At 67.3% G+C, this 23,040-nt stretch carries 23 protein-coding genes and 2 pseudogenes; 10 read left to right on the top strand and 15 right to left on the bottom strand.

The features are described 5' to 3' along the window. From A6A40_RS17765 to A6A40_RS17750, 5 genes are all read right to left on the bottom strand, one after another. On the bottom strand, nucleotides 1–440 hold a 440-nt coding region (locus tag A6A40_RS17765), incomplete at its 3' end, for a flagellin (RefSeq protein ID WP_418208617.1). 38 nt (nucleotides 441–478) lie between these two features. Beyond that, nucleotides 479–829, bottom strand: coding sequence for a hypothetical protein (locus A6A40_RS30450; protein WP_211112039.1), 351 nt, complete (start codon nucleotides 827–829; stop codon nucleotides 479–481). 123 nt (nucleotides 830–952) lie between these two features. Further along, nucleotides 953–2,188: a glycosyltransferase family 87 protein gene (locus tag A6A40_RS17760; protein ID WP_108547219.1), complete on the bottom strand. Its 1,236-nt coding sequence runs from the start codon at nucleotides 2,186–2,188 to the stop codon at nucleotides 953–955. Between the two features lie 126 nt (nucleotides 2,189–2,314). After that, nucleotides 2,315–2,656, bottom strand: a complete 342-nt coding sequence (locus tag A6A40_RS17755; RefSeq protein WP_108547218.1) for a DMT family transporter — start codon at nucleotides 2,654–2,656, stop codon at nucleotides 2,315–2,317. Further along, nucleotides 2,653–3,822 (bottom strand): SDR family oxidoreductase, encoded by a 1,170-nt coding sequence (locus A6A40_RS17750; protein WP_108547217.1) that lies wholly within the window; start codon nucleotides 3,820–3,822, stop codon nucleotides 2,653–2,655. The genes A6A40_RS17755 and A6A40_RS17750 overlap by 4 nt, the downstream gene beginning before the upstream one ends. Before the next feature lie 228 nt (nucleotides 3,823–4,050). On the opposite strand from A6A40_RS17750, the gene A6A40_RS17745 reads away from it, so the two are divergent. The 7 genes and pseudogenes from A6A40_RS17745 (at nucleotide 4,051) to A6A40_RS17715 (ending at nucleotide 12,216) form a co-directional block, all read left to right on the top strand. Further along, the gene (locus A6A40_RS17745) at nucleotides 4,051–5,178 is read left to right on the top strand and encodes an ABC transporter permease (protein ID WP_108547216.1); all 1,128 of its coding nucleotides are present in this window, start codon (nucleotides 4,051–4,053) and stop codon (nucleotides 5,176–5,178) included. 10 nt (nucleotides 5,179–5,188) lie between these two features. Next, a complete protein-coding gene (locus A6A40_RS17740; protein WP_108547215.1) occupies nucleotides 5,189–5,938 on the top strand; it encodes an ABC transporter ATP-binding protein in 750 nt (249 codons plus the stop codon). Then, entirely contained in the window at nucleotides 5,925–6,932 is a 1,008-nt protein-coding gene (locus tag A6A40_RS17735; RefSeq protein ID WP_108547214.1) for an HlyD family secretion protein, read from the top strand. Before A6A40_RS17740 ends, A6A40_RS17735 begins: the two co-directional genes overlap by 14 nt. Beyond that, nucleotides 6,929–8,328, top strand: a pseudogene (locus A6A40_RS17730) (efflux transporter outer membrane subunit); the annotation flags it as partial. The gene A6A40_RS17735 and the pseudogene A6A40_RS17730, both read left to right, overlap by 4 nt. A 134-nt stretch (nucleotides 8,329–8,462) precedes the next feature. Further along, on the top strand, nucleotides 8,463–9,152 hold the full coding sequence (locus tag A6A40_RS17725; RefSeq protein ID WP_108547212.1) for a response regulator: 690 nt from the start codon (nucleotides 8,463–8,465) through the stop codon (nucleotides 9,150–9,152). After that, on the top strand, nucleotides 9,149–10,228 hold the full coding sequence (locus tag A6A40_RS17720) for an ATP-binding protein (RefSeq protein ID WP_108547211.1): 1,080 nt from the start codon (nucleotides 9,149–9,151) through the stop codon (nucleotides 10,226–10,228). The genes A6A40_RS17725 and A6A40_RS17720 overlap by 4 nt, the downstream gene beginning before the upstream one ends. Before the next feature lie 194 nt (nucleotides 10,229–10,422). Continuing rightward, nucleotides 10,423–12,216, top strand: a complete 1,794-nt coding sequence (locus tag A6A40_RS17715; protein ID WP_108547210.1) for an ABC transporter ATP-binding protein — start codon at nucleotides 10,423–10,425, stop codon at nucleotides 12,214–12,216. Here the strand turns inward: A6A40_RS17715 and A6A40_RS17710 are convergent. From A6A40_RS17710 to A6A40_RS17690, 6 genes and pseudogenes are all read right to left on the bottom strand, one after another. After that, nucleotides 12,186–12,404 (bottom strand): ABC transporter substrate-binding protein, encoded by a 219-nt coding sequence (locus tag A6A40_RS17710; protein ID WP_108547209.1) that lies wholly within the window; start codon nucleotides 12,402–12,404, stop codon nucleotides 12,186–12,188. The genes A6A40_RS17715 and A6A40_RS17710 overlap by 31 nt on opposite strands. A gap of 212 nt (nucleotides 12,405–12,616) precedes the next feature. Then, nucleotides 12,617–12,745, bottom strand: a pseudogene (locus A6A40_RS32435) (SDR family oxidoreductase); the annotation flags it as partial. 213 nt (nucleotides 12,746–12,958) lie between these two features. Then, nucleotides 12,959–13,480, bottom strand: a complete 522-nt coding sequence (locus A6A40_RS17700; RefSeq protein ID WP_108547207.1) for a DUF2249 domain-containing protein — start codon at nucleotides 13,478–13,480, stop codon at nucleotides 12,959–12,961. A 164-nt stretch (nucleotides 13,481–13,644) separates the two neighbouring features. Continuing rightward, nucleotides 13,645–13,779, bottom strand: coding sequence for a hypothetical protein (locus tag A6A40_RS32125; protein ID WP_257792293.1), 135 nt, complete (start codon nucleotides 13,777–13,779; stop codon nucleotides 13,645–13,647). Continuing rightward, entirely contained in the window at nucleotides 13,779–14,036 is a 258-nt protein-coding gene (locus A6A40_RS17695; RefSeq protein ID WP_108547206.1) for a DUF1858 domain-containing protein, read from the bottom strand. The genes A6A40_RS32125 and A6A40_RS17695 overlap by 1 nt, the downstream gene beginning before the upstream one ends. 86 nt (nucleotides 14,037–14,122) lie before the next feature. Next, the gene (locus tag A6A40_RS17690) at nucleotides 14,123–14,839 is read right to left on the bottom strand and encodes a Crp/Fnr family transcriptional regulator (protein WP_108547205.1); all 717 of its coding nucleotides are present in this window, start codon (nucleotides 14,837–14,839) and stop codon (nucleotides 14,123–14,125) included. 149 nt (nucleotides 14,840–14,988) lie between these two features. On the opposite strand from A6A40_RS17690, the gene A6A40_RS17685 reads away from it, so the two are divergent. Beyond that, nucleotides 14,989–16,098 carry an NnrS family protein gene (locus tag A6A40_RS17685; RefSeq protein ID WP_108547204.1) on the top strand — a complete coding sequence of 370 codons (1,110 nt, stop codon included), beginning with the start codon at nucleotides 14,989–14,991 and terminating at the stop codon, nucleotides 16,096–16,098. A 4-nt stretch (nucleotides 16,099–16,102) separates the two neighbouring features. On the opposite strand, the gene A6A40_RS17680 is transcribed toward A6A40_RS17685, so the two are convergent. The 3 genes from A6A40_RS17680 to A6A40_RS17670 form a co-directional block, all read right to left on the bottom strand. Beyond that, on the bottom strand, nucleotides 16,103–17,104 hold the full coding sequence (locus A6A40_RS17680) for a glutathione S-transferase family protein (protein WP_108547203.1): 1,002 nt from the start codon (nucleotides 17,102–17,104) through the stop codon (nucleotides 16,103–16,105). 102 nt (nucleotides 17,105–17,206) lie between these two features. Continuing rightward, entirely contained in the window at nucleotides 17,207–17,791 is a 585-nt protein-coding gene (locus tag A6A40_RS17675) for a YceI family protein (protein WP_108547202.1), read from the bottom strand. Between the two features lie 44 nt (nucleotides 17,792–17,835). Further along, a complete protein-coding gene (locus A6A40_RS17670; protein WP_108547201.1) occupies nucleotides 17,836–18,690 on the bottom strand; it encodes a hypothetical protein in 855 nt (284 codons plus the stop codon). A 122-nt stretch (nucleotides 18,691–18,812) separates the two neighbouring features. On the opposite strand from A6A40_RS17670, the gene A6A40_RS17665 reads away from it, so the two are divergent. Further along, the gene (locus A6A40_RS17665; protein WP_108547200.1) at nucleotides 18,813–19,763 is read left to right on the top strand and encodes a LysR family transcriptional regulator; all 951 of its coding nucleotides are present in this window, start codon (nucleotides 18,813–18,815) and stop codon (nucleotides 19,761–19,763) included. A gap of 47 nt (nucleotides 19,764–19,810) precedes the next feature. Here A6A40_RS17665 and A6A40_RS17660 read toward each other — a convergent pair whose 3' ends face one another. Next, entirely contained in the window at nucleotides 19,811–21,661 is a 1,851-nt protein-coding gene (locus tag A6A40_RS17660; protein ID WP_236783858.1) for a DEAD/DEAH box helicase, read from the bottom strand. 303 nt (nucleotides 21,662–21,964) lie between these two features. Between A6A40_RS17660 and A6A40_RS17655 the strand changes: the two genes are divergently transcribed. Next, nucleotides 21,965–23,038 carry a LacI family DNA-binding transcriptional regulator gene (locus A6A40_RS17655; RefSeq protein ID WP_108547199.1) on the top strand — a complete coding sequence of 358 codons (1,074 nt, stop codon included), beginning with the start codon at nucleotides 21,965–21,967 and terminating at the stop codon, nucleotides 23,036–23,038. Nucleotides 23,039–23,040: the final 2 nt, after the last annotated feature.

Raw genomic sequence — 23,040 nt, 5'->3', positions numbered from 1 at the left:
ATACCGTTGCCGGCGATCAGGTTCTTGCCGCCATAGCCGCTGTCGGCGGCCATCTTGTCGATCTGGTCGCGCAGAGTGTTGAACTGGGCGGCCAGAGCCTTGCGGGTTGCGACCGAGGCGGCGTCGGTGCCGAGCGCAGCGTAGGCGGCAGTGGCCAACCCCTTGGCTTGGTCGACATAATCGGAGATCTTGGTCAGGCCCTTGTCGGCGCTCTTGATCGTGCTGATCGACTGTCCCATTGCGTCTTTCAACGAGGACAGGTCGCCGGCCCGCTGCGACAGGCCCTTGGCCGCGAAGAACTCAGTCGGCCCGTCGAGCGCGCTGTTGATCTTGTTGCCGGTCGCTAGGACCTGCTGCTTCTGGGCAATCGTCTTTTGAACGTTTTGCAGCTGAAGCAGGTTTGTCCTCATCGAGGCGCTCAGAGAGACTTCGTTTGCCATGTCTTCACCTCATTTAAGGCGTCGCAATCCAACAACGGTCATTCGTTGTTGCAGGGGGTGAAATTCACCAAGTTAACCTCATCGGTCCGACAGCAAGACGGCGCCTGTTCGTAGCGTATTTTCTGAATTCGACAGAAAACTGGCGATTTCAAAGAGTAACGCGCGACGATCATTCCAAGCGATTTCCCGATGTACTTGGGTATCTGGTCGTTCTCTTCCTTGGCGAGAGGACGGCGGCGCATCGGATGAGAGGCGCCATCTTGATCCGAGAAATAAAAATTGATGCAAATTAAATTTAAATACGCGCAAAATCGTTGTTTTTCAGAACCAGCGCCTGGAGCTTCGAAGAAGCAATAGATCGGCGCTTCCAGCAAGACATCACGCCTCACTCTGGATTATTTTGTCGCCAAACATCAACTTTCGTTGATACCCCATCAATCAGCCGCGCATTTATCTCCGATTCCGTTGTGATGATTGCCAATTCCGATGGGGAATAGCATTTACCGCTTCTGTCAATTTTGTATCGAGGGACTGTGGATGTTCTGTAGAGACCGACGAAACAGGCCACCAGCGAGAATGCTCCACGACAGCGCCGTCAGATGAATGAGTGCCGCCGCCTGCTTGATCCAGGACGCGGTCGGCCGGTAAATCCAGTCGCCGTACATATGCGTTCCCACCGCAAGGCACAGACACATGGCAAGCAAGGCCTGCCTTTCATGGCCGGGGATTCTGATGGCAACGGCGGCCTGACTGCCGACAAGAAGGGCGAGCATGACGTAGGACCCCTCTTCGACGCGGGGATTCCACAGCAGGAGGTAACAACAACCCAGATGGAGGCAGCAGACCACGGCGGTCCGTGTATCGAACCGGCGTGCCGCCAGCAGCGCCAGGATCAGGGTGGACAGGGCGGCGACAAGGCGCAGTCCGAAGAGAGGCTCCGTCGGTCCGATCAGTCCCAATCGCTTGAGCAGCGCACCGATGTCGAACCAGGTTCCGCTGTCCGGGGCCGCGGCGAAGCGCAGCTTGTCGATCATCGCCACCCATTGCGCCATCGCGTAATCAGGATGGGGATGGAGCATGCCGGCCGCCACACCGATCAGCAGGCCCGCGGCAAAGCTCGGGCCGGCTGCGGGAAGCGCCACGATGATCAGCATGGCCGGGACAAGCGCCAGAGGCTTCACGAAGACAGCCAAGGCCAGCCAGAAGCCGGCCCGTCGATGGTTGCCGTCCGCCGCGGCGACCAGCAGGATTGCGGCCATCAGCAAGGTCATCTGCCCGCGCAGCAGGTCGATCACCGCCGCGGGAATGGCGAGCGCCAGGATCATCCCGGCGACTGCGGCGCCGGCACCGGGAGCCAGCATATTGGCGTAGCGCCGCACCGCGAGAACCAGGCTGGCCGAGAGGAAGAGGCGCCATGCATGGCTGTCGAGCGGCTGGGGGAGCAGGGCGAACGGCCCATACACCAGAGTGCCGGTGGGAAAATACAGGAACCCGTGCAGTCCGGGCGCGTAAAGCGGGGATGCCGTTGCCCAGGCTTCGGCTGCCTGCCGATAGATCCAGGAAATGCAGCGGTGCGGTTGAATGACCGCGATGATCGAGATCACCGCGGTCATCATCGCCCACAGCCAGAGCCCGAGCCCGAGGCGGGGCGTGGTGCGATCGGCTGCGACGGGCGGGTCCAGGGTATCGGGATCGGACAAGCACAAGGGCAGCTGTAAAGGTTGTAGCGAGGCGAACCGTTTCAGCATGATGGTCGTCGAGGCTTCCCGGCCGGGAAGAGGCTTTGCCCCGCCCCCTGCATCGGGCGGAACCGAAGCCGAGATCCCGGGCGTTCGATTGGTGAAGGGTGGTCGTGAGCGGTTGCGCCGCGGGGATCAGGCCGCAGACGGATCCATCGCGCTTGCCAGGATGAAGACGCCCAGGGCGATGACGGCGATGCCGAGCAGCGCAGACGGAGCCAGGACTTCGCCGAACAGCCACCAGCCGCCGATGGCGGCACCGGCCATGCCGAACCCTGCCCAGACCGAATAGACGAGCGAGATGGGGAAACGTTGGAGGGACACGGACAAAAGCCAGAAGGACAGGGCATAGCCGATGGCAACGATCACCATCGGGCCGATCCGCGTCATCCCTTCCGCGGCTTTCAGCGCGATCGTGGCGGTGATTTCCGCCAGGATCGCGAGGCCGAGAACCCCATAAGCGCCGGCCGCGGTCATGCCGCCACCGAAGCCGGCTGAACCGAAAGCTCCTGCACCGCAGGGGCTTCGTCGAACATGCCGAGATCGTCGGCGAACTGGTCGAGAATCGAGAGGTTGGCAGGAGCCGAGAGGCAGGCGGGCAGATAGTCCGAAAGCGTCGGCGGCAGGGAAAAGCCCTCCGCGGTCAGCCGCTCGTTGGCGAAGACGACGCCGAGCGTGCTGAACTGGTAATAGGCGCGCATCGCCCGCAGCATCGCCAGCTTGATCGGCTGGTCGAGGCCGAAGACCGCCTGGAACCGTGCCCGCAGCGTCTTCCAATCGCCATCGTCGAACCGGCTGTAGCAACGGGGGCCGCCCTGGGGATCGCACCGCTCGAACGCGACGGCCAGGCTGTCCCAGGTCGTGCGTTTCGCCTCGCCGGCCGAAAGATGATAGACGTCATGGGCCAGCGTCGGCTTGGCCAGAAGCCCGACCAGGACCTCGGCGGTCCAATCGACCGGAACCACGTCGATGCCGCCCGCCAGCTCGCCCGTCACCAGACGCAGCCGGTCGCCGGCACGGAACATCCAGAAGATGCTGCTGCTGGGGATGCAGCCGAGCGTCCGGTGCCCGGTGACGATCGACGGGCGCACCATCACGACGGGCAGGTCGGCAAACTCGTGCCTGAGCATCGCCTCGGCGGCGACCTTGGTGCGGGTGTAGGGAACGAGATGCTGGGCCGCTTCGGCCGGCGCGTCGGATTCCGTGACCACGGGCGGTGGGTTGCCGCCGCAGATCATCGCCGTTCCGCCATAGAGGAAGCGCTGCAGATGCGGCATGCGCCGCGCCCGCAAGGCCAGCGCCCTGGTGCCCTCGACATTGATCAGATGGCAAAGCTCCTGGGCACGGAAGGAGGTGTCGGCGGCGAGATGCAGGATGTGGGTCACGGCATCCAGACGCCCGTCTTCGAGGCTTGCCGGATCGGTGATGTCGCCGACGACGATCTCGACCCGCCGAATGGCCTTGCGGGCCGCATCGACGCCCAAGAAGCGGCCCAGGTTCTCGGCAAGCCGGGCACGGGCCTGCTCCTCCCCTTTGCCCCGCACAAGACAGATCCAATGCCAATCCAGATCGTGGGAGAGGCCGTGAGCGAGAACGGCGCCGCCGATGAAGCCAGTCGCGCCGGTCAAAAGAACAGTGGTCATCTGTATCGAGTCCTTGAGGGAAAGAAGCTGCGTCGCACCGCGGCGACCGTGGCTTGCCCAAAACCTTCCATCGCTCTGTGCAGATTTCATGGAGCTTCGATCAAGGCCCGGTCGGCTCCCGCATTTCACCCGCCGTTCCGCCGCCTCTGCACAATCTCGACAATCGATGGATGGTCCCTCCACGACTGGATGGCACTTGGTTCGGGCACAAAGCCCTGGGGACATTTCATGGTTTCGCTTGCTCGACAAAATCTTGTGCATGAATGGAGGCGGTTCGCCGCGGCGATCCTGACGCTGGCCTTCTCCGGTCTGTTGATCCTGGTCCAGGTCGGCTTGCTGCTGGGCCAGCTCGACGCCTTCACCCTCCCGCTCACGCGGTCCAAGGCCGATTTGTGGATCACCGCCCCGAACATTCAGAGTTGGGACCAGTCGACGGTCGTTCCGGCCCGTGTCGAAGGGCTGTTCTGGTCGCACCCCGCTGTTCTGGACGTTCACGAGATGAGCCTCGGATACACCGACTGGCGGACCGGGGATGGCGCGCGGCAGAACGTCATGATCGTCGGCGTCAACATCCGGCCGGGCGCGCTCAGCGGGCTTGACGGCATTACGGCGGACACGCTGGCGGTTCTGTCCAATCCCGAGACGGTGCTGGTGGACCAGGCCGACGCGGCCAAGCTGGGGGCAACCATCGGCGGCACCGCGGAGATCGCCGGCAGGCGGGTGACGGTCGGCGGTTTCGTTCACGGATTCCGCAGCAATCTCATGCCGCTCATCTTCACCTCAGCCGAGTCGCTCCGGCGGATCAACGCGGACTGGACCAGCAGCGGGCCCCCGTACTTCCTGTTGAAGCTCGACCCCCGCTTCGATGTCGAACAGGTCCGGCACGACCTGGAAACCGCCGGCGGGGTGCAGACCTATGGCGTCGCGACGCCGGAGGAGCTGACCACCAAGTCCGCTCTGTTCTGGCTGGAGGAGTCGGGGGCGGGAACCTCGTTCGGCTTCTCCATGCTGCTGGCGCTTCTGGTCGGCGTCGGCGTAACGGGCCAGACCCTGCGCGGAGCGGTGATCGCCTCGCTGAAGGAATATGCGACTCTGCGCGCCCTCGGCGTCACTGTCGGCCAGCTGCGCGCCATCGTTGTCGAACAATCCCTGTGGGTCGCTCTTGTCGGCAACCTCCTGATGTTCGTCATCGCCGCCCTCCTCAGCGGGCTGGCCTGGTTCTTGGGAATCCCGCTGGTGCTGACCTGGTGGCTCGGCGGCATCACCACCCTGTTCGTCACCGCCATCGCCTGTCTGTCGGGACTGGTCGCCCTGTCGGTGCTGTACCGCAGCGAACCGGCCGATCTGCTGCGATAGGAGAACAACGATGCTCGTTTCCTCGGACACGCCGGCGCTCTCCGCCCGGAGCCTTTACAAATCCTACAGCAGCGGCGGCAGCCGGATGGACATCCTGAAGGGGATCGACCTGTCGGCCCAGTGCGGCGAGCTGACCCTGCTGATGGGACCGTCCGGCTCCGGCAAATCCACGCTGATGGCCGTGCTGGCCGGCCTGTCACGTCCCGACCGCGGCACGGTCAGCATTCTGGGCCAACCGATCGCCGATCTCGGCGAGGCCGACCTGACTGCCGTGCGCCTGCGGCATTGCGGCTTCATCTTCCAGAGTCCAAACCTCTTCGGCGCTCTCAGCGCCCTGGATCAGGTGCGGCTGGTTCTTCAGCTGACCGGCGCCCCGGCGGCGGACATCGACAGCCGCGCATGGGAGAGCCTGAAGGAGGTCGGGTTGAGCGACCGGGCCCATCTCAAGCCATCGGCCATGTCCGGCGGCGAGAAGCAGCGGGTGGCCATCGCCCGTGCCCTGGTCAAGCAGCCGACCCTGCTGTTCGCCGATGAACCGACCTCCGCCCTGGATCGCACCAACGGCGATCTGGTGATCCGCATCCTCCGCAGGATCGCCCACCGCAATGGGGCGGCGGTCCTCTGTGTAACCCACGACAGCCGCCTGATCGGCCACGCCGACCGGATCGTCACCATCGATGACGGGCGGATCGTGAGCGACGAACGGCCCGAAACCCATGACACCTTCCATCAACGGGACATTGAAAATGCCGCGTCCTAAGCGCCTGATGCTGAGCGGATTGGCGGTGATCGCCATTGCATCCTCCATCGGGCTGGCCGTCTCCACCGCAATGACGGACGAGCTGTCCGGTGCCGGTTCGGGAGACCGCGAGATTCTGTCGGTGGAGGCGCCGGTCGCTGCGGCCGGGCGCGGCCGGATCGACGTCGAAGGCGGCATGATCCAGATCGCCGCCCAGCGGGACGGTGTGATCTCCGCGATCTTCGTGTCGGAAGGCGCCGATGTGCGCGCCGGCGATCTGCTGGCGCGGCAGGACGACCGGGCGGCCCGCGCCGCGCTGGACGAAGCCCGTGCAGCACTGGCCGAAACGCAGGCCCGCGGTGCCGTTCTGCGGGTCCGTGCCGCCGCCGCCCGCCGTGAACACAACCGGCTCGACCGCCTGCGCCGGGACGGGGCCGAAGCGGTCAAGCTGATCGACGAGGCTCAAAGCCGCCTGGAGGAAACCGAGGCGGACCTGAAGGCCCACGACGCGGCGATCCGCCTCGCCCAGGCGCGTCTGGCGACCGCCGAGATGGAGATCGCCCAGCGCGAGATCCGGGCCCCGGTCGATGGACGGATCGTGCGGCTTCAGGCCCGGCCGGGCAGCGGCGCCTCGACCCTCAGCGTCTCCACCCTGTTCACGCTGGTGCCCAACGAGCGCTTCATCTTCCGCGTCGACGTCGAGGAACGGCTGATGCGGCAGGTCCATTCCGGCCAGCCGGTGACGGTCACGCTGGACAGCACGCCCGAGCCGCTGTCCGGCGAGGTTCTGCGCATCGGCGAGATCCTCGGGCAGCGGAAGATCGACCCGAGCGATGCCACGCAGCGCGTCGACGAGCGCGTGGTGGAGGCGGTCGTCGCCCTTTCCCCCCGCAACGGCCAGCGCTTCCTGATCGGCCAGCGTGGACTTGCGAAGTTCCTCACCATCCAGCAACGTCCCGGTGAAGCATCGCCGGAAACGTCGTCGCCCCAGTTTCCGAAGGAGTCCCGGGGATGACCGCCCGGTCGAAGACTCATCGCCGGCCGGCGACCTTCGCCGCCGTCTGTGCCATTGCCCTGTTGTCTGGCTGTTCGCTGGCCCCCCTCTACGAGCGGCCCGCCGCGCCGATCCCCGCCGGCTATCCGGTCGCCACCACATCGCTTGCCGATCTGCGGACAGTGGGGGGAGAGGCCGCACCCGCCATCCGGAGCACGGCGTGGTGCACGCAATTTCCCGACCCCGCGCTGAGGCGCCTTGTCGCGGCGGCGCTGGAGCACAACCGCGATCTGAAGCTGGCGGCGGCACGGGTCGAGGAGGCGCGTGCCCTGCACGGAGTACAGTCGGCATCCCGCCTTCCCACCGTCGCCCTCGAAGGCACGACCACCCATCCGGCGAGAAACAACGAGTCCGCCCATCAGGCGGGAGTCTCCCTGGCTGCGTATGAGCTGGATTTCTTCGGCAAGGCCAAGAACCTGTCCGATGCGGCCCTGCACGAGTATCTGGCGACGGAGCAGGCGCAGAGGGCGGCGAGGATCAGCGTGGTGGCCGAAGTGGTGAGGGGCTATGTGCTGGAGCGCGCGGCGGCGGCCCGTGTCGACCTTGCGCGGCGTGCCGTCGCCTCGCGGACGGCCGCCGTCGCCTTGCTGAACCGGCGCGTCGCGGCCGGCGTTTCCTCCCCGCTGGAGATGGAACAGGCCAGATCGCTGGTCGGGTCGGCCGACACCGACCTGATCGAGCAGAAACTGGTCCACGCGCGCGCCGAACATGCCCTGGCCCTGCTGACCGGCTACGGCGACAGGGCGGGAACGAAGGATGCGCCGCCCTTCACCTCCCCCGCCTTCGGTTCGGGATGGGGGGTGGCACGCGCCGGCCTGCCGTCCGAACTGCTGACGGCGCGTCCCGACATCGTCGCGGCGGAGCAGCGGCTCCAGGCCGCCAATGCCCAGATCGGCGCCGCCCGCGCCGCCTTCTTTCCGTCGATCCGGTTGACGGCAATGGGGGGTGTCGCCTCCGGTGAACTCGGCAAACTCTTCACCCCCGGCAGCGGTGCGTTGCAATTCGTTCCCCAGGTGAGCCTGCCGATCTTCGATGGCGGGCGGAACCAAGCCAATCTGGATCTGGCGCGGGCGCGCGAAAACTCGGCCGTCATCGAGTATGAACGGGCCATTCAAACGGCGTTCCGCGAGGTGTCCGATGCCCTGGCCGGGCAGGCCTCGCTGGAGCGCGATGTCGCGGCCCGGACCGCCCTGCGCGAGGTGGAGGCGCGCCGTCGGACGATGACGATGAACCGGTATCTGGCCGGTGCGGTCGGCTATCTGGAGGTTCTGGACGTCGAACGCAGCCTGTTCGCCGCCGACCAGGCACTGCTGGACGCCAGGAGGGCAAGGCTGGAGAATGCCGCCGCCCTCTATCGNTCAGGATCAAGAGCCGCTGGTATAAGGCCGGCCCGTCATTCCGCTGACGGCGCGACAGTCTCTGCACGTTCTCCATGGAACGTCCATAAAGCGGCGTTACCATGAGCCTCGTGGCCGAAATCTGGAGTTGGAAATGAGCGTGTTGGTGTTGGTTGTGGAGGACGAGCCCGATGTCGCCCGGATCATCACGGGGTATCTCGACCGTGAGGGGCTGCGGACGGTCCGTGCCGAGAACGGGCAGATCGCCCTCGATCTGCATCATCAGCTGCAGCCCGACATCGTGCTCCTCGATGTCAAGATCCCCAAGCTCGACGGCTACGAGGTTCTGTCGGCGATTCGACGGCGCGGCGATACCCCGGTCATCATGGTCACGGCGCTCGACGAGGATCTCGACAAACTCCAGGCGCTGCGAATCGGCGCCGACGACTACATCGTCAAGCCGTTCAACCCGCTTGAGGTGGTTGCCAGGGTGAAGGCGGTCCTGCGTCGCGCCATGGGCCGGAGCGACATCGCGGTGCTGCGGGTCGGCCCGCTGGAGATCGACCTGACGGCCCATGCCGTCGTCGTCGAAGGTTCCAACGGCCGGACCCGCATCGACCTGACGGCGACGGAGTTCCGCATCCTGTCGCATATGGCGCGGCAACCGACCCGCGTTTTCAGCCGCGCCGACCTGATCGACGCCTGCCTGCCGGAAGGCAACACGCTGGAACGGACCATCGACACCCACGCCAGCAACATCCGGCGCAAACTCCATGCCGCCGGAAACGTGACTCTTTTCGAAAGCATCAGGGGCGTCGGCTATCGGCTGTCGACCGTTCCATGAAGTCGGCCAAGTCACTGAACCGGCAGCTGGTTGCGTCCATGGCGGGGGTGACCGGGCTGGCGCTCTTCATCATGTGCGCCGGGTTCTTCCTGTTCTACGAGTTCGTCTATTTCCGGTTTTGGGCACCCGAGGGGTTGGAGGGCCTTCCCGAACCGGACAGCTACTGGCCGACGCCGCCGGAATGGATCGCCTACCTCGTGCTGTGGACCATGGGACTGGGAGGGGCGATCGTTGCGGCGACACGTTTCGCCCGCCGGCTCATCCAGCCGCTGGAGGCGGTCGCGACGGCAGCGCGACGGGTTGCAGCCGGCGATCTGAGCGCGCGCGCCGCGCCGACGAAAGCGTCCTTCGCCGAAACCCGCCAGTTGATCGAGGATTTCAACCACATGGCCGGGCAGCTGAACCGGGCGGAAACGGAAATGCGGGCGTGGCACGCCGCCATCGCCCATGAGTTGCGCACGCCCCTGACCATTCTGCGCGGCCAGATCCAGGGCTACGTCGATGGCGTGTTCACACCCGACACCCCGTCGCTTCAGGGGCTCCTTGTCCAGGTCGAGGGGCTGAGCCGGATCGTCGACGATCTGAAGGTCCTGACCCTGGCGCAGAACGGGCGTCTCGAGCTGAGGCTGGAGACCATCGACCTTGCCCGGGAAGTCGCCTCGGTGGTGGCCGTCACCACGCCCATGCTGCAACTGGCCGGCGTGTCGATCCATATGGACCTGGGGTCCGTGGTGATCCGCGGCGATGGCGCCCGCATGCGGCAGGTCCTGACCGCCCTGCTCGACAACGTCCGGCGCTACGCCGCTCCGTGTGACGTTCGCATCGAAACCCGTGTGACGCGCGACCATGCCATTCTGCGGGTCTGCGATCACGGTCCCGGATTGCCGAAGGGGGCCGAGGCTAAGGTCTTCGACGCCTTCTGGCGGAGCGACGCGTCCCGGTCGCGGGAGAGCGGCGGCAGTGGCCTGGGCCTGGCGGTGGTGCAGGCCATCGCGCAAGCCCATGGCGGGATCGCGGTGGCGATGGCGTCGGAACCCCAGGGCGTGACGTTCGAAATCCGCTTGCCGAAACTCTGACCATCAACCCGCAAGCATGCTGCCCGGCCATCGGCAGGTCCGATATCGGATGACCTGCCTTACGCCCGTGCGCACCGCCTTCGGGTCAAGCATTCGCGGTCTGGAAAGACGTTGCGATGGCGCTCCTCTTTGCAGCGGCCATCATCGTTCGGCTCGGCGCCAGGCAAAACCCATCGTTCGATCAGAGATGACCTATGGTGAATGAAAACGGGGAATTCAAGGATTCCTCTTACGACGAGCTTGCCGAGAAGCACGTTTCTGTGCGTCGCGTGCTCGGTCTGTTCAAGGCCTATGCCACCCGCCTGGTCTTGCTGCTCATCCTGATCGTTGCATCATCGGCTTTGGGCGTCGCCTCGCCTTTCCTGTTGCGCGCCATCATCGATGATGCGCTGCCGAACGGCAATCTTGGGCTTCTGGCACGTCTCGCTGGCAGCCTGATCGTTCTTGCCTGCCTTGGGGCCGCAATGGGCGCCCTTCAGGTGGCGATCACGTCAAGGGTCGGACAGGCGATCATGCATGACTTGCGGGTGAGTGTTTACGCACATCTGCAAACCCTGTCCCTCGGCTTTTTCACGACGACCCGGACGGGCGAGGTGCAGTCCCGCATCGCCAGCGACATCGGCGGCCTGCAGGCGCTCGTCACCCACACCGCAAGCGAGCTGACGCGCAACGTCAGTACGGTCGTGATGACGATGGTCGCTATGCTGGCGCTGGACTGGCGACTGGCCCTGTTCTCATTTCTGGTTCTGCCGGTCGCGATCTGGATCAGCCATCGTGTCGGGATATTGCGCGAGGAGATCACCTACGAGCAGCAGCTCCGGATCGCCGACATGTCGTCCATGGTGCAGGAATCCCTGTCGATCTCCGGCATCATCCTCGCACGCACGATGGGGCGCACCGACCATCTGACGCGGCGGTTCGTCCGCAGCTCCGAGGGAGTGGCGGCGCTCGAGGTACGATCCCACACCGCCGGTCAGTGGCAATGGGCGGTGATCGACCTGGTGCTGCAGGCACTGCCGGCGTCAACCTTGCTGCTCGGCGGCATTCTCATGGGCCAGGGGACATCGGTGGTGACCATCGGCACGCTGGTCGCCATGATCGCCCTGCAGGAGCAACTGCTCTGGCCGCTGGAGGAGGTTCTGAGGTCCAGCGTCGAGATCAGAACGACGCGTGCCCTGTTTGCGCGCATCTTCGATTATCTCGACCGGCCGGTCGAGATCCGTGAACGGCCCGACCCAACCATTCCCGATCAGGACAGCATCCGCGGCGCGATCCGCCTCCATGAGGTCAGCTTCGCCTACGCCGGGTCTCAGCGGCCGACGATAGACGGGGTCTCGATCGATATTCCTGCCGGATCGCATGTGGCGATCGTGGGCGCGACCGGATCCGGGAAGACAACGCTCGGCCACCTTCTTGCCCGGCTCTACGATGTGGACGCGGGCTCGATCAGCTACGACGGCGTCGATGTTCGCGATCTGAGTTTGCAGTCGTTGACGGACCTGCTCGGTGTCGTCACCCAGGAACCCTACCTGCTCAACGCGACCATCGCCGACAATCTCCGTTTTGCCAAACCGGATGCCTCGGATGACGATCTGGTCGCGGCCGCGAAGGTCGCGCAGGTCCACGATATGATATCGGCGCTTCCCAACGGCTACGACACGCTGGTCGGTGAGCGTGGCTATCGCTTTTCCGGCGGCGAGAAGCAGCGCATCGCACTGGCGCGCACCATACTGCGGCGTCCCCGTGTGCTGCTGATGGATGAAGCGACCAGCGCGTTGGATCCCGTCACGGAGCGGGCGATGTCGCAGGCGCTTGAATCGATTGCCAGGGAGTGCACCACGATCACCATCGCCCACCGGCTCTCCACGGTCCGGCATGCCGATCGGATCGTTGTGATGGACAAAGGGCAGATCGTCGAGCAAGGCAGACATGATGAATTGGTTGCACGCGGCGGGGTCTATGCCGAAATGGTCCGCTCGACGCTCTGACCGGCCACATGGATTGTTGCGGCACGGACCATGCGGCCGTCGGCGCGGACCTTGCCGTTGCGGGCGAACAGGTCCTCTATGGGCATGGTCTTCAGCTGGTTGACCACGGTCAGGACCTTGTCGGTGCCGCTGGCGTCGATGGCCTTCAGGTGGCTCAGGACCGCCGAATAGACGCCGGCCTGCACCATGCAAGGCCTCCTGATGGAGCTATCCCATGACCGTCCTTTTCATCGCCATCGCCTTGTCGCTCCTCGGCATAGCACTGCTGGTCGGAGTCGGCTTCCGCATCGATCCGCCCTCCGAAATGGTGGGGGGGAACGGCCGTTCGCTGTTCCGGCAGACGGCTCGGCGAAGACATCATGGGATAGCGGTGGGGCGGAATTGGCCTCCGGCGCCCTTCCGGCTGGCCGGGACGGCCCAGAGGGATATGGCCGCCGAACTGCTTCAGCTTCTCCTGGGTGGCGCCGCCGCTGATCTGCAACGGGGGCCAGATCGGGCCGGGGGCCACGCCGTTGACCCGGATGCCCCTGACCAGTCCAACAGGCCGCGAAACCCCGTCGTTGTCAAGTCAGTTTGTTTGCCATTCGTTCTCTTCGTGCGGGAGCGCAAAACGGCGCGACCGTCAAGCCGCGCCGTTCGGAACCGCCTTATGAGCTATTGAAGCTAACGGCAGGCATCGTCAGATTTTAGCTGGCGTTCCTCAGCAATCATTCATACCAACACATCGTAAAACAAAATGCCTTCACCCGCACATGCCGCCGCAACAGGAGCCGTTGCGCCGCGCCAGCAGCCGCTCATAGGCGATGCTGACCGTGCCGGCCGGCGGGATCACGCCCTGCAGCAGCGACAGCACGTCGGCCTGCAGCGTGCCCGGCGGGCAGTCCGTCACCTCGCAGACCGAGGCGCCGCTGCCGTCCGGCCCCAGTCGCGCATCGTCGGCTGCGACAGCCACGTCACCGTTGCGGGCGATGCGCACGCGCAGGCTGGTCGCCGCCGCCCCTTCCGGACGGGCGATGCGAACCTGCCAGACCTCGGGACCCTGCTGCAGATACTCCCAGGAGAAGCCGGCGCCGAACAGGCTGAGGAGCTGGTGGTGCAGCGGGCGCGGGTCATGGTCGTTGACCAGCGAGAAGCCGTCGCCTGGGTTCAGATCCTGCACCGACTGGAAGATCAGCTGGTGGCGCTGGTAGGGCGGAATGGCGCGAAGGTCCAGGACCGGTTCGGCCTGCGTGGTCCGGGTGCCATGGAGGGTGGTGGTCGGCATCGTCGTCCGTCTGGCTGAGGGGGGAGGGGCAGGATCGCCATGCACCGCTGTACCCCGGATCGCCGCCGCCTTCTTTGCTCCAGGACAAACGCCGAAGACGCGGGGGTGGAAGACGGGCAGACCGGCGGTGCATGCAACGGGCGCGGCCCGATGACGGCTTTCGCTCAGGTTCCCGCCATCGCCCCGGCGAAGGTGCGGTCGTCGTCCGCCGGCAGCAGGGCGTCGAGCCGGTCCAGCAGGTCGAGCACGCGGTGGTGGTCGTCATGCAGGATGCGGCCGGTCAGGCTGTCGGTGTGCATCACCGGATCTCCAGGGAAAGGAAAAGCCGGCCATCTGCGGCGGCGAGATCGTCCAGCAGGGCGCCCAACTCCAGCCCATAGGCCTCGGCCGCTTCCCGCAAGGTCATGAAAGGGGCCATGGCACAGCCGGGACAAGCAAGCCCGCGGCGAAGCAGGACCGGCACCACCGCGGGGCGGTCACGCATGAGATCGGCCATGGTCATGTCGGCGAGCGCCGTCCTGGCCGTCGTCCGGGCCATGGAGGAAGGGGAGGCCATGGCTGCGTGCTCCGGCGCTGGGGACAGGCAACCACCTTAGCCGTCCGGTGACGAGCAGTCTTTGCGCCACCGCAAGCCCCCCGCACTCAGCCGCGCGGCGTTGGCGGCGGCAGATCCTCCGCGATGGCGACCAGCCCGTGGGGCTTGCGGATCACCACCTGCTGCCGGCCGCTTTCGACGATCCCCTGGCTTTCCCAAGCCGACAGGGTGCGGCTGACAGTGTGCAGCGTGGTGCCGGTCATCTCCGCCACGTCCTGGCGCGACAGCGGAAAATCGATCTCCACACCCGCCTCCACCCGCCGGCCGGCCTGTCGCACCAGACGCAGCAGGGCATGCGCGATGCGGCGCTCCACCCGTTCGGTCGCGACCTCGCGCAGGCGGTTCTGCACCTCCCGCAACCGACTGCCGACGATGGACAGCGCGTTGCGGGCGATGGCGGGATGCCGGTCCATCAACTCCGTCATCGCGGCGGCCGGCCAGGACAGCTGGACGCAATCGGCAACCGCGACGGCATCGGCCGGATAGAGCCCGTCGGTGAAGATCGCCAGCGTCCCGAACATCTCGCCGGGACCGATGAAGCGCATCACCACCTGCTGGCCGTCGGGGCCGGTCTGCACGATCTTCACCCGCCCGTCGATCAGCGCATGGCCGGCCGCTGCCGGCTCCCCTTGCGTGAACAGGGCGCCGCCACGCGCATGCCGGCGGGGACGGGCGAGCGCCACAACCTCCGCCAGCGCATCGGCCTCCAGCCCGGCGAACAGCGGCATGCCGCGCAGAACTGCGGGATCGGGGGGCGGAGGCATGGCGGTCGTCCTGGCTCGGTCCGGGTCTGGCCCAACACTGTAGCGGTCAAACCATACCCAGTCGTAAGCGAATTTGTTGCCGGTCAAAGCACGTCTGTCCGCCATCGGCCAGACTGGTTGGACCGGACCACCGAAGAGCCCGCCGACCCATGCATGCCTCCGCCCCCGTCCCCTCCGTCACCAGCATACACCGGCTGATCTACCCGGCAGCCGCCTTCCATGCCGCACTGGCCGTGCCGCTGTGGCTGGCGGCGGTCGGCGGCCTGCTGCCGGTGGAATGGTCGCCGGCTCTGCATGCCCACGAGATGACGTTGGGCTATGCGCTGGCGGTGGTCGGCGGCTTCCTGATGACGCGGCTGTCGCGGCGGATGGTGGCGGTGGCCTTCCTGTCCTGGCTGGCCGGGCGGCTGGCGCTGCTGGGCGGACTGCCCGCGGCGGTGGCCATCCCGGTCGGGCTCGCCTATCCGTTGCTGCTGTTCGTGGTCGCCGGCCTGCCGTTCCTGCGCACCAGCCGCAGCGGCCACAACGCGGTGTTCGGTCCGCTGATCGGCGCCTTCCTGCTGGCGGAGGCGCTGTTCTGGGCATCGGAGCTCGGCCTCGGTCCGGCCAACGGGCTGCCGGTCGGGCTGCTGCTGATCGCGACCTTGCTGCTGACGATGGGCGGGCGCGTCATCCCGGCGGCGACGGCCGGCGCCCTGCGCCGCCGCGGCATCGCCCTGGCACAGCGGGTGCAGCCGCGGCTGGAGGCGATGGGGGTGGTTGGTGCCCTACTCTGCCTGGTCTCGGCGGCGACCGGCCTGCTGCCGCCGCTGGGGGCCGCCGGTGCGGCGATGGCGGGGGCGAGCGCGCTGCTGCGGCTGGCCCGCTGGAAGCCGCTTCTCCTGCTGCGGCAGCCGGAGATCGCCGCGCTGCATCTGGGCTATCTCTGCCTCGGCGTCGGCTGGCTGCTGACCGCTTCCACGGCGCTTCTGGACCTGCCGCCGGCTGCCGCCTGGCATATGCTGGGGGTGGGCGCACTCGGCATCCTCGCCAGCGCCATGATGATCCGTACCACCCTGCAGCGGGAGGCGGAGCCCGAGCGCTTCCCGCCCGCCGCCACCATTGCCGTCACGCTGATGGCCGCCGCCGCCGTCCTGCGGCTGGCGGCGGTGTGGTCGCCCTCGATGGCGCTGCTGGCGGCGGCGGGAGCCTGCTGGACGCTCTCCCAGCTTCTGACCGCCGCCGTCCTGCTCACCCGGCCGAGGCGGGGAAAGCGATGATCCCTCACCCCCGCTGCCAGATCCCCTTGCCCGGCAGCCGGTCGCGGTCATGGCTGCGGTCGAAGTCCAGCGCCGGCCCCTTCGGCACGATCAGGGTCGGGTTGATGGCGGGATTGGTGTAGTATCCCGCCTTGATGTGGTCGAGCCTTACCGTGTCGCGGATGCCCGGCCACTGGTACAGCTCGCGCAAATAGGCGGACAGGTTCGGGTAGTCCTCGATCCGGCGCAGGTTGCATTTGAAGGCGCCATGGTAGGCGGCGTCGAAGCGCACCAGCGTGACGAACAGGCGCCAGTCGGCCTCGGTCAGATGCTCCCCCGCCAGATAGCGGCTGGCCGAAAGACGATCCTCCAGCCGGTCCAGCATGGCGAACAGCCCGTCGAACGCCTCGTCGTAGCTGGCCTGCGACTTGGCGAAGCCGCAGCGGTACACGCCGTTGTTGACGCTGTCATAGACCAGCCCGTTCCAGCGGTCGATCTCCGGCCGCAGCGGCTCGGGATAAAGGTCCAGCAGGTTTCCGGTCAGACGGTCGAAGGCGCTGTTCAGGATGCGGATGATGTCGGCCGACTCGTTGTTGACGATGCGGCGCTCCTGCCGGTCCCACAGCACCGGCACCGAGACCTTGCCGGTATAGGCGGGATCGCTCGCGGTATAGAGCCGGTGATGGTGGCGGAAGGGGCCGATGCCCTCGCCGGCGTGCTGATCCTCGGCATAGACCCAGCCGTCCTCGCCCAGCACCGGTTCGGCGGCGGACAGGCCGATCACCCCCTCCAGCCCCTTCAGCACGCGGACGATCAGCGTCCGCGAGGCCCACGGGCACAGGTAGGAGACATAGAGGTGATAGCGTCCGGCCACCGCCGGCAGGGTCGGGCGCCCCTCGGTGTCCGGTGCGCCGTCCGGCGTGATCCAGTCGCGGAAGCGGGTCGGCTCGCGGTGGAAGGCGCCGTTCCTGATCTCGCTGGCCGCGATGTCGCCCTTCTCCCAAACACCATTCACAAGCTGCGGCATCGCGGCCTCCAATCGGCAGGGGGTGGAAACGGGGGGCAGAAACGGGAAGGGACCGGCGAACCGGTCCCCTCCACACTGCAACAGACCGGTACGGTCCTTCGGTCAGGACTTGACCGCCTCGATCTCGATCAGCAGCTGGATGTCGTCGCCGACGGCCGGGGCGCCGTACTTCATGCCGAAATCGGTGCGCTTCACCGTGCCGCGGGCGGAGAAGCCGGCGGTCTCCAGCTTGCTGGCCGGGCTGACGCCGTCCTTGTTGAAGGTGACGTCCAGAACCACCGGCTTGGTCACGCCCAGCATGGTCAGGTCGCCGTGCAGCTTGCCGGTCTTGTCGCCGGTCTTCTCGATCTTGGTGCTCTTGAAGGTCAGCTTCGGGAACTCCTTCGCGTTGAAGAAGTCGGGGGAGCGCAGATGCTCGTCACGCTTGGCGTGGTTGGTGTCGATGCTGGCGGCGTCGATGGTGACGTTCACCGTGCTCTTTTCCACCGCGTCCTTGTCGAAGCTGATGTCGCCGCCGACCGTGTTGAAGCGGCCGATCACGTTGGAGAAGCCGATGTGGTTGACGATGAAGGCGACGGCCGTGTGCGCCGGATCGATCTTGTAGCTGACCGGGGCGGCGAAGGCGGGAGTCAGGCTGCCGGCGGCGGTGGCGACGAACAGGGCGGCGGCGAACAGGGTCTTCTTCATGAACGGAGCTCCGGGGATTGGGTTCGGATGATGGGGATGGAGGATCAGTAGGGCGACGCTTCGCCGCCGGTCAGCGCATAGGCCGCACCGATGGCGACCAGCGCCGGGAGGACCGCGACCACCGTGACGGCGGCCGACGAGGCGGCCCGGCCGACCGGGCCGTGGCCCTGGGGAACGAAACGGCTGACATGACCGGCCAGCAGCGCCGGCAGCGCCAGCAGCAGGACGGCGGTCTGCGCCTGGGTGAAGAGGGTCAGCACGCAGGCCAGCAGCACAGCGATGCCGGTCGCGACCCGGCCCGACAGGCCCCAGCCATGGCGCTCGACCGGCCAGTTCCACAGCAGGAAGCCGCCGGCCGACGCGGCCAGCGCCAAAGCCATCTGGGCGATGGAGGCCGAGGAGCCGATCAGTGCGGTGCCGCCGACGGCCAGCGCCAGCGCCAGCAGCGAGGCGGCCGGCGCGGTCGGGCTTTCGCCCCTCGCCGATCCATGCGTCTGCGACGCGCGGGCAAAGGCGATCCACGCGGCGGTGGCGAGCAGGATCGCGAAGCTGACGACGGCCGCCACGGAGTCCAGGGCGGGCAGGGCGATCCACAGCAGTGAACCGGCCAGCCACGCCGCCAACCCGGCCGAGGCCGCCCGGCCGCGCAAGCCAGCGGCATCGGCGGCGACGCCGAGCAGCAGACCGATGGCGGACGACCAGAACAGCTTGCCCATGCTCGACGGCGGGGGCAGGGCCGGCAGGCCGACCACCATCGCGAAGACAACCAGGAACCCGGCCGCGATCCCGGCCGCCGCCAGCGGACGCCGCAGCAGGTGCAGTGCGCCGACGAGGATCAGGCTGACTGCCAAGGGCAGGGCGCTGGACTGGACGAAGGGATCTTGAAGCAGCTCGGACATGCGGACAGCCGGAATGGGATGGCATTGCGCAGGATGCGCTTGGTACGGACCCTAACCTGTGCTCTGGTGAGCGCAAATTGGCGAGTTTTGCAAAAAGCATATGCGGGAATGAGCGGGAATAAATGGGAAATGGTAACAATTGGGACGATCTGCGTTACCTGCTGGCCGTGGCGCGGCACGGCTCCCTGTCCGCCGCCGCCCGCGTCCTGGGGGTGAACCACAGCACGGTTCTGCGCCGGGTGACGGCGCTGGAGCAGGCGCTGGGCGCCCGGCTGTTCGACAAGCTGCCCGGCGGCTATGTGCTGACCGCGGCGGGCGACGAGATGCACCGGGTGGCGCAGAAGATGGAGGAGGATCTGGCCGCCGCCAACCGCCTGCTGTCCGGCCGCGACACCCGGATCGGCGGCAGCCTGCGCGTGACCACCGTCGACATCCTGACGCTCTACATCCTGCCGCGCCACATCGCCGCCTTCCGCCGGCTGCATCCCGAGCTGCGCGTCGATCTGGTGGCGGCGGAGGCATCGCTCAGCCTGACCCGCCGCGAAGCCGACGTGGCGATCCGCGCCACCAGCCGGCCGCCGGAGAACCTCGTTGGGCGCGCCGTCTCCGGACTGGCCTTCGCGGTCTACGGGGCGTCCTCCTACCTGGAGCGGGCCGGGGATGCCGGCGACCTGGACCGCCACCCGTGGGTGGGGCTGGACGAGTCCTTCGAGCACACCTCCCTCGCCCAGTGGATGAAGCGGACTGTGCCGGCGGCCTCCATCGGCTACCGGGTCAATTCGGTCGCCGGGGCGGTGGAGGCGGTGCGGGCCGGAATCGGCCTCGGCCTGCTGCCCTGCGGGGTGGTGGACCGCGACCCCGGCTTCCGCCGCATCGGCGATCCGGTGCCGGAGGCCGACGCCAAGCTCTGGCTGCTGACGCACGAGGATCTCCGCCACATGGGCCGCGTCCGCGCCTTCCTGGACTTCATGGCCGACGCGCTGACCCGCGAGCGCGACCTGCTGGAGGGGCGCTGTCCGGGGGGTATCCCTCTCTCCGCCCAAATCACCCTCTCCCCCGCGGGGAGAGGGTGACGCGCGACGAGGATTCTCGGGAAGGCAAGCGGTGCATCCCCCTCACCCTAACCCTCTCCACGGGGGGGAGAGGGGATTCCGCCGGCGCCGCGAGCCGCAGGCATCCCATAACCCGCCCGGTGCGCCCCCCGCCGCCGCGTGGACCATCGGAACTGCGGGTCGTCGGCGATCAGGTGGCGGTGGTCGGACAGCCGGTTGCGCTCCAGCCAGCCGACGGCCGCCTCCAGCTCCGACAGCGTCATTTCGGAGCGCGCCTTCTTCATCAGCCGCTTCAGCACTGCGTTGTAGATGTGGTAGCCGGTCGGCCCCTCGGCGACGAGGTTGTTGTCCTCGTCCTCGATCACCTGCGCCGCGACCAGCTGGCCGATGCGCTGGCGCAGGTGATGCTCGGCGGCGCTCGGCGTCAGCGGCAGCTCTCCCGGATCGCGCGAGTGGGAGCCGAAGTCCGGGCCGGGCGCCACCACGGCGAAGCTGAGCGCGGTGGCGTTGGATTCCAGCGGAATGATCTCCGGCTCGCGCTCCGTGCTGCGCTCGAAGGGAAGCTCCTGCTGGGGGCGGCGGGTCTTCACCATGGCGCGGGTGCCCTGCTGGGTCTCCACCATGGTGCGGAACTGCTCGAACAGCGCGTCGGAGGGGTGGTAGATCAGCGCCCGCTGCCGGTCATAGGGACCGCCATGCGGGTCCACCCTTGTCGCCCGCGCGATGGCCTGCTCCAGCCAGGGGCGGGAGCGGATGTGGGTCAGGCAGGCGACATGGGTGATGGACGGCGCATCCAGCCCCTCATAGGCCATGGCGACGGAGACCAGAACCGCCGGCTCGGCCCGCAGCCGGAATGCGGCAACCACCTCCTGCGCGTCGCGGCAGTCGGAAATGGCGAGCCGCGCCATGCGCCCGGCCTGTTCCCTCGGCATCCAGCCCTGCAGCGTCTCCAGATAGAAGCGCGCCGTCCCCTGGTCGGGCGCGATCACCAGCAGCTTGCCCAGTCCCGCATCGTCGCGCCCGCGCGGCAGCTTCAGCTCCGCCCGCCGCTTCGCCCGATGCTCCCGACAAGAGCGGTAGGCCTCGCGCAGCATCGCCTGGGCGAAGCCGGTGCGGAGCGCAGTGAACAGGGCGTCGCGCGTGTTCTCCCCCGCCTTGGACAGGGCATCGACCCAGCGGTTGGTGCGCTCGGCATCCAGCCAGGAGGCCGAGCCGTCCATCGCCCCGAAGGTGACGGGCAGGATCGCCTTCTCGGCCAGCGCCTGCCGGCGGGAATAGCCGACCACCGCCCAGCCCGGCGCCTTGAAGTCGATTTCCCGCACCTTGCGTGTTCCCTGCGGCGCGCGATAGGGCAGCCACAGGATCGGACGGCCGTCGGCGCGCTCCAGCGTCCCGCTCATCAGCAGCCGGGCCGACGCATTCTCCAGAAGCGGCAGGATCGACCGGCTCCAGGCGGTTTCCTCCTCGACCGCCGCCATGCGGTCGGTGTCGAACACCGCCGGCAGATGGTGCAGTTCGTCCACCGCCAGCAGATAGCGGTGACGGCGGAACTCCTGCAAATGCAGGTCCGGCGCGGCGGCCACCGCCTGATAGGTCGTGATGTAGCCTTGCAGGCCACGGCAGAGGTCCCGCCCGTTCTCCGCCGCGCGCAGGGCGAGATTGTGTCCCAACACCTCGCGCCAGCGCGGATCGACGAAGGCCTCCTCCGCCTGCTGGCGCAGGCTGTCGCGCGGCACGATCCAGCACACCCGGTCGATCCGCCCCGCCTTGTGCAGTGCTGCCGCCATGATGACCGGCAGCAGCGATTTCCCCCCGCCGGGCGTCACCGCCGCAAGAACGTCGCGAACCTCCGTCTGCTGCTGGCCGATGGCGTCGGCGATGGCGCTGACCAGTTGCTGATGGGTTCTCAGCTGCGGCATTCGACCTTGCTCTCGCTGTGGACGAGGGAGGAGCAAGCCTAAATTCCCGCGAGTCCCCCGGTCATGGGTGCAATCGGAGGCGAGGAACCCCATCGGGAGTAGTTCCGTCTCCGGTCGGGGGCAGCGAACCGCGCCGCCCAAGCCCTATGATGGCGACCGGCTGCCGCATACTGACGTACGCACCTGAAAGCTGCCACAGGATAATCCGCCCAGCATCGGCATGGATAATCCAAACGGCAGAGAGCCGTGCTCGCCTCAACAATTGAGTTGCGTACCTCAAAGTGCGGGAATATGGTTTGCGGCATGAACAATCAAATCAACGACGCACCTCTGACCCTGCGCGACGTGGCGGCGGCGGCCGGGGTCAGCCTTGCGACGGCCGACCGGGTCATCAACGGACGGCCGGGCGTCAGCGCCAAGACCGCGCTCAAGGTGCATGAGGCGGTGCAGCGGCTGGGGTTCCGCCCGCTGGCGGCGGCGGCGGAGCTGGCGCGGTCGCGCTCCTGGCGCTTCGCCGTGGTCCTGCCCGGCGGCGGCAACCGCTTCATGCTGGACATCGCCGACAACATCCGCGCCCAGGCCGACTGGTTCCGCGCCCGGCGCATTGCGGTGGAGATCGTCGAGACCGACGTGTTCGATGCCGATACCCTGGCGGCGGAGCTGTCCATGCTGCCGGGCCGTTTCGATGCGGTGGCGCTGGTGGCGTTGGACCATCCGCGGATCCGCGCCGCCATCGACGATCTGGTCGAAGGCGGCATGGCGGTGGTGACGCTGGTGTCGGACGCCCCGTCGTCGCGGCGCCAGCATTATGTCGGCATCGACAACATCGCCGCCGGCCGCACCGCGGGTTCGCTGGTCGGCCGCTTCCTCGGCCCGCCTCGCATTGGCGAGGCGGGAAAGGTGGAACCGGGCGGCGCCGTCGGCATCGTCACCGGATCGGGCAGCCTGCGCGACCATGCCGAACGGCGCTTCGGCTTCGGGCAGGTGCTGGCGGAGGAATATCCCCACCTGATCCGCCTGCCGCCGGTCGAGGGCCGCGACGACCCCGACCGCAACCGCGATCTGGTCCGCCGCATGCTGGCCGACAGCCCCGATCTGGTGGCGATCTACAACACCGGCGAGGGCTCCGTCGGCATTGGGGAGGCGCTGGCAGAGGCCGGGCTCGCCCGCAAAATCCTCTGCGTCGGCCACGAGCTGACGCCCGCCACCCGCCGCATGCTGCTGGACGGCACCTTCGCCGCCCTGGTCGCCCAGGATCCGGGGCACGAGGTGCGCTCGATGGCGCGGGTGCTCCACGCCCTGGTTACGGGCCAAGAGATCGTCGCGGCGCAGGAACACATCCGGGTTCAGGTCATCCTGCGCGACAACCTGCCCTGAAG

Origin of the sequence: Azospirillum humicireducens (assembly GCF_001639105.2) — a bacterium.
GTDB classification, from domain to species: Bacteria; Pseudomonadota; Alphaproteobacteria; order Azospirillales; family Azospirillaceae; genus Azospirillum; species Azospirillum humicireducens.
The sequence above is the reverse complement of the archived record's forward strand: the minus strand, read 5'-3'. Positions and strand labels throughout refer to the sequence as shown.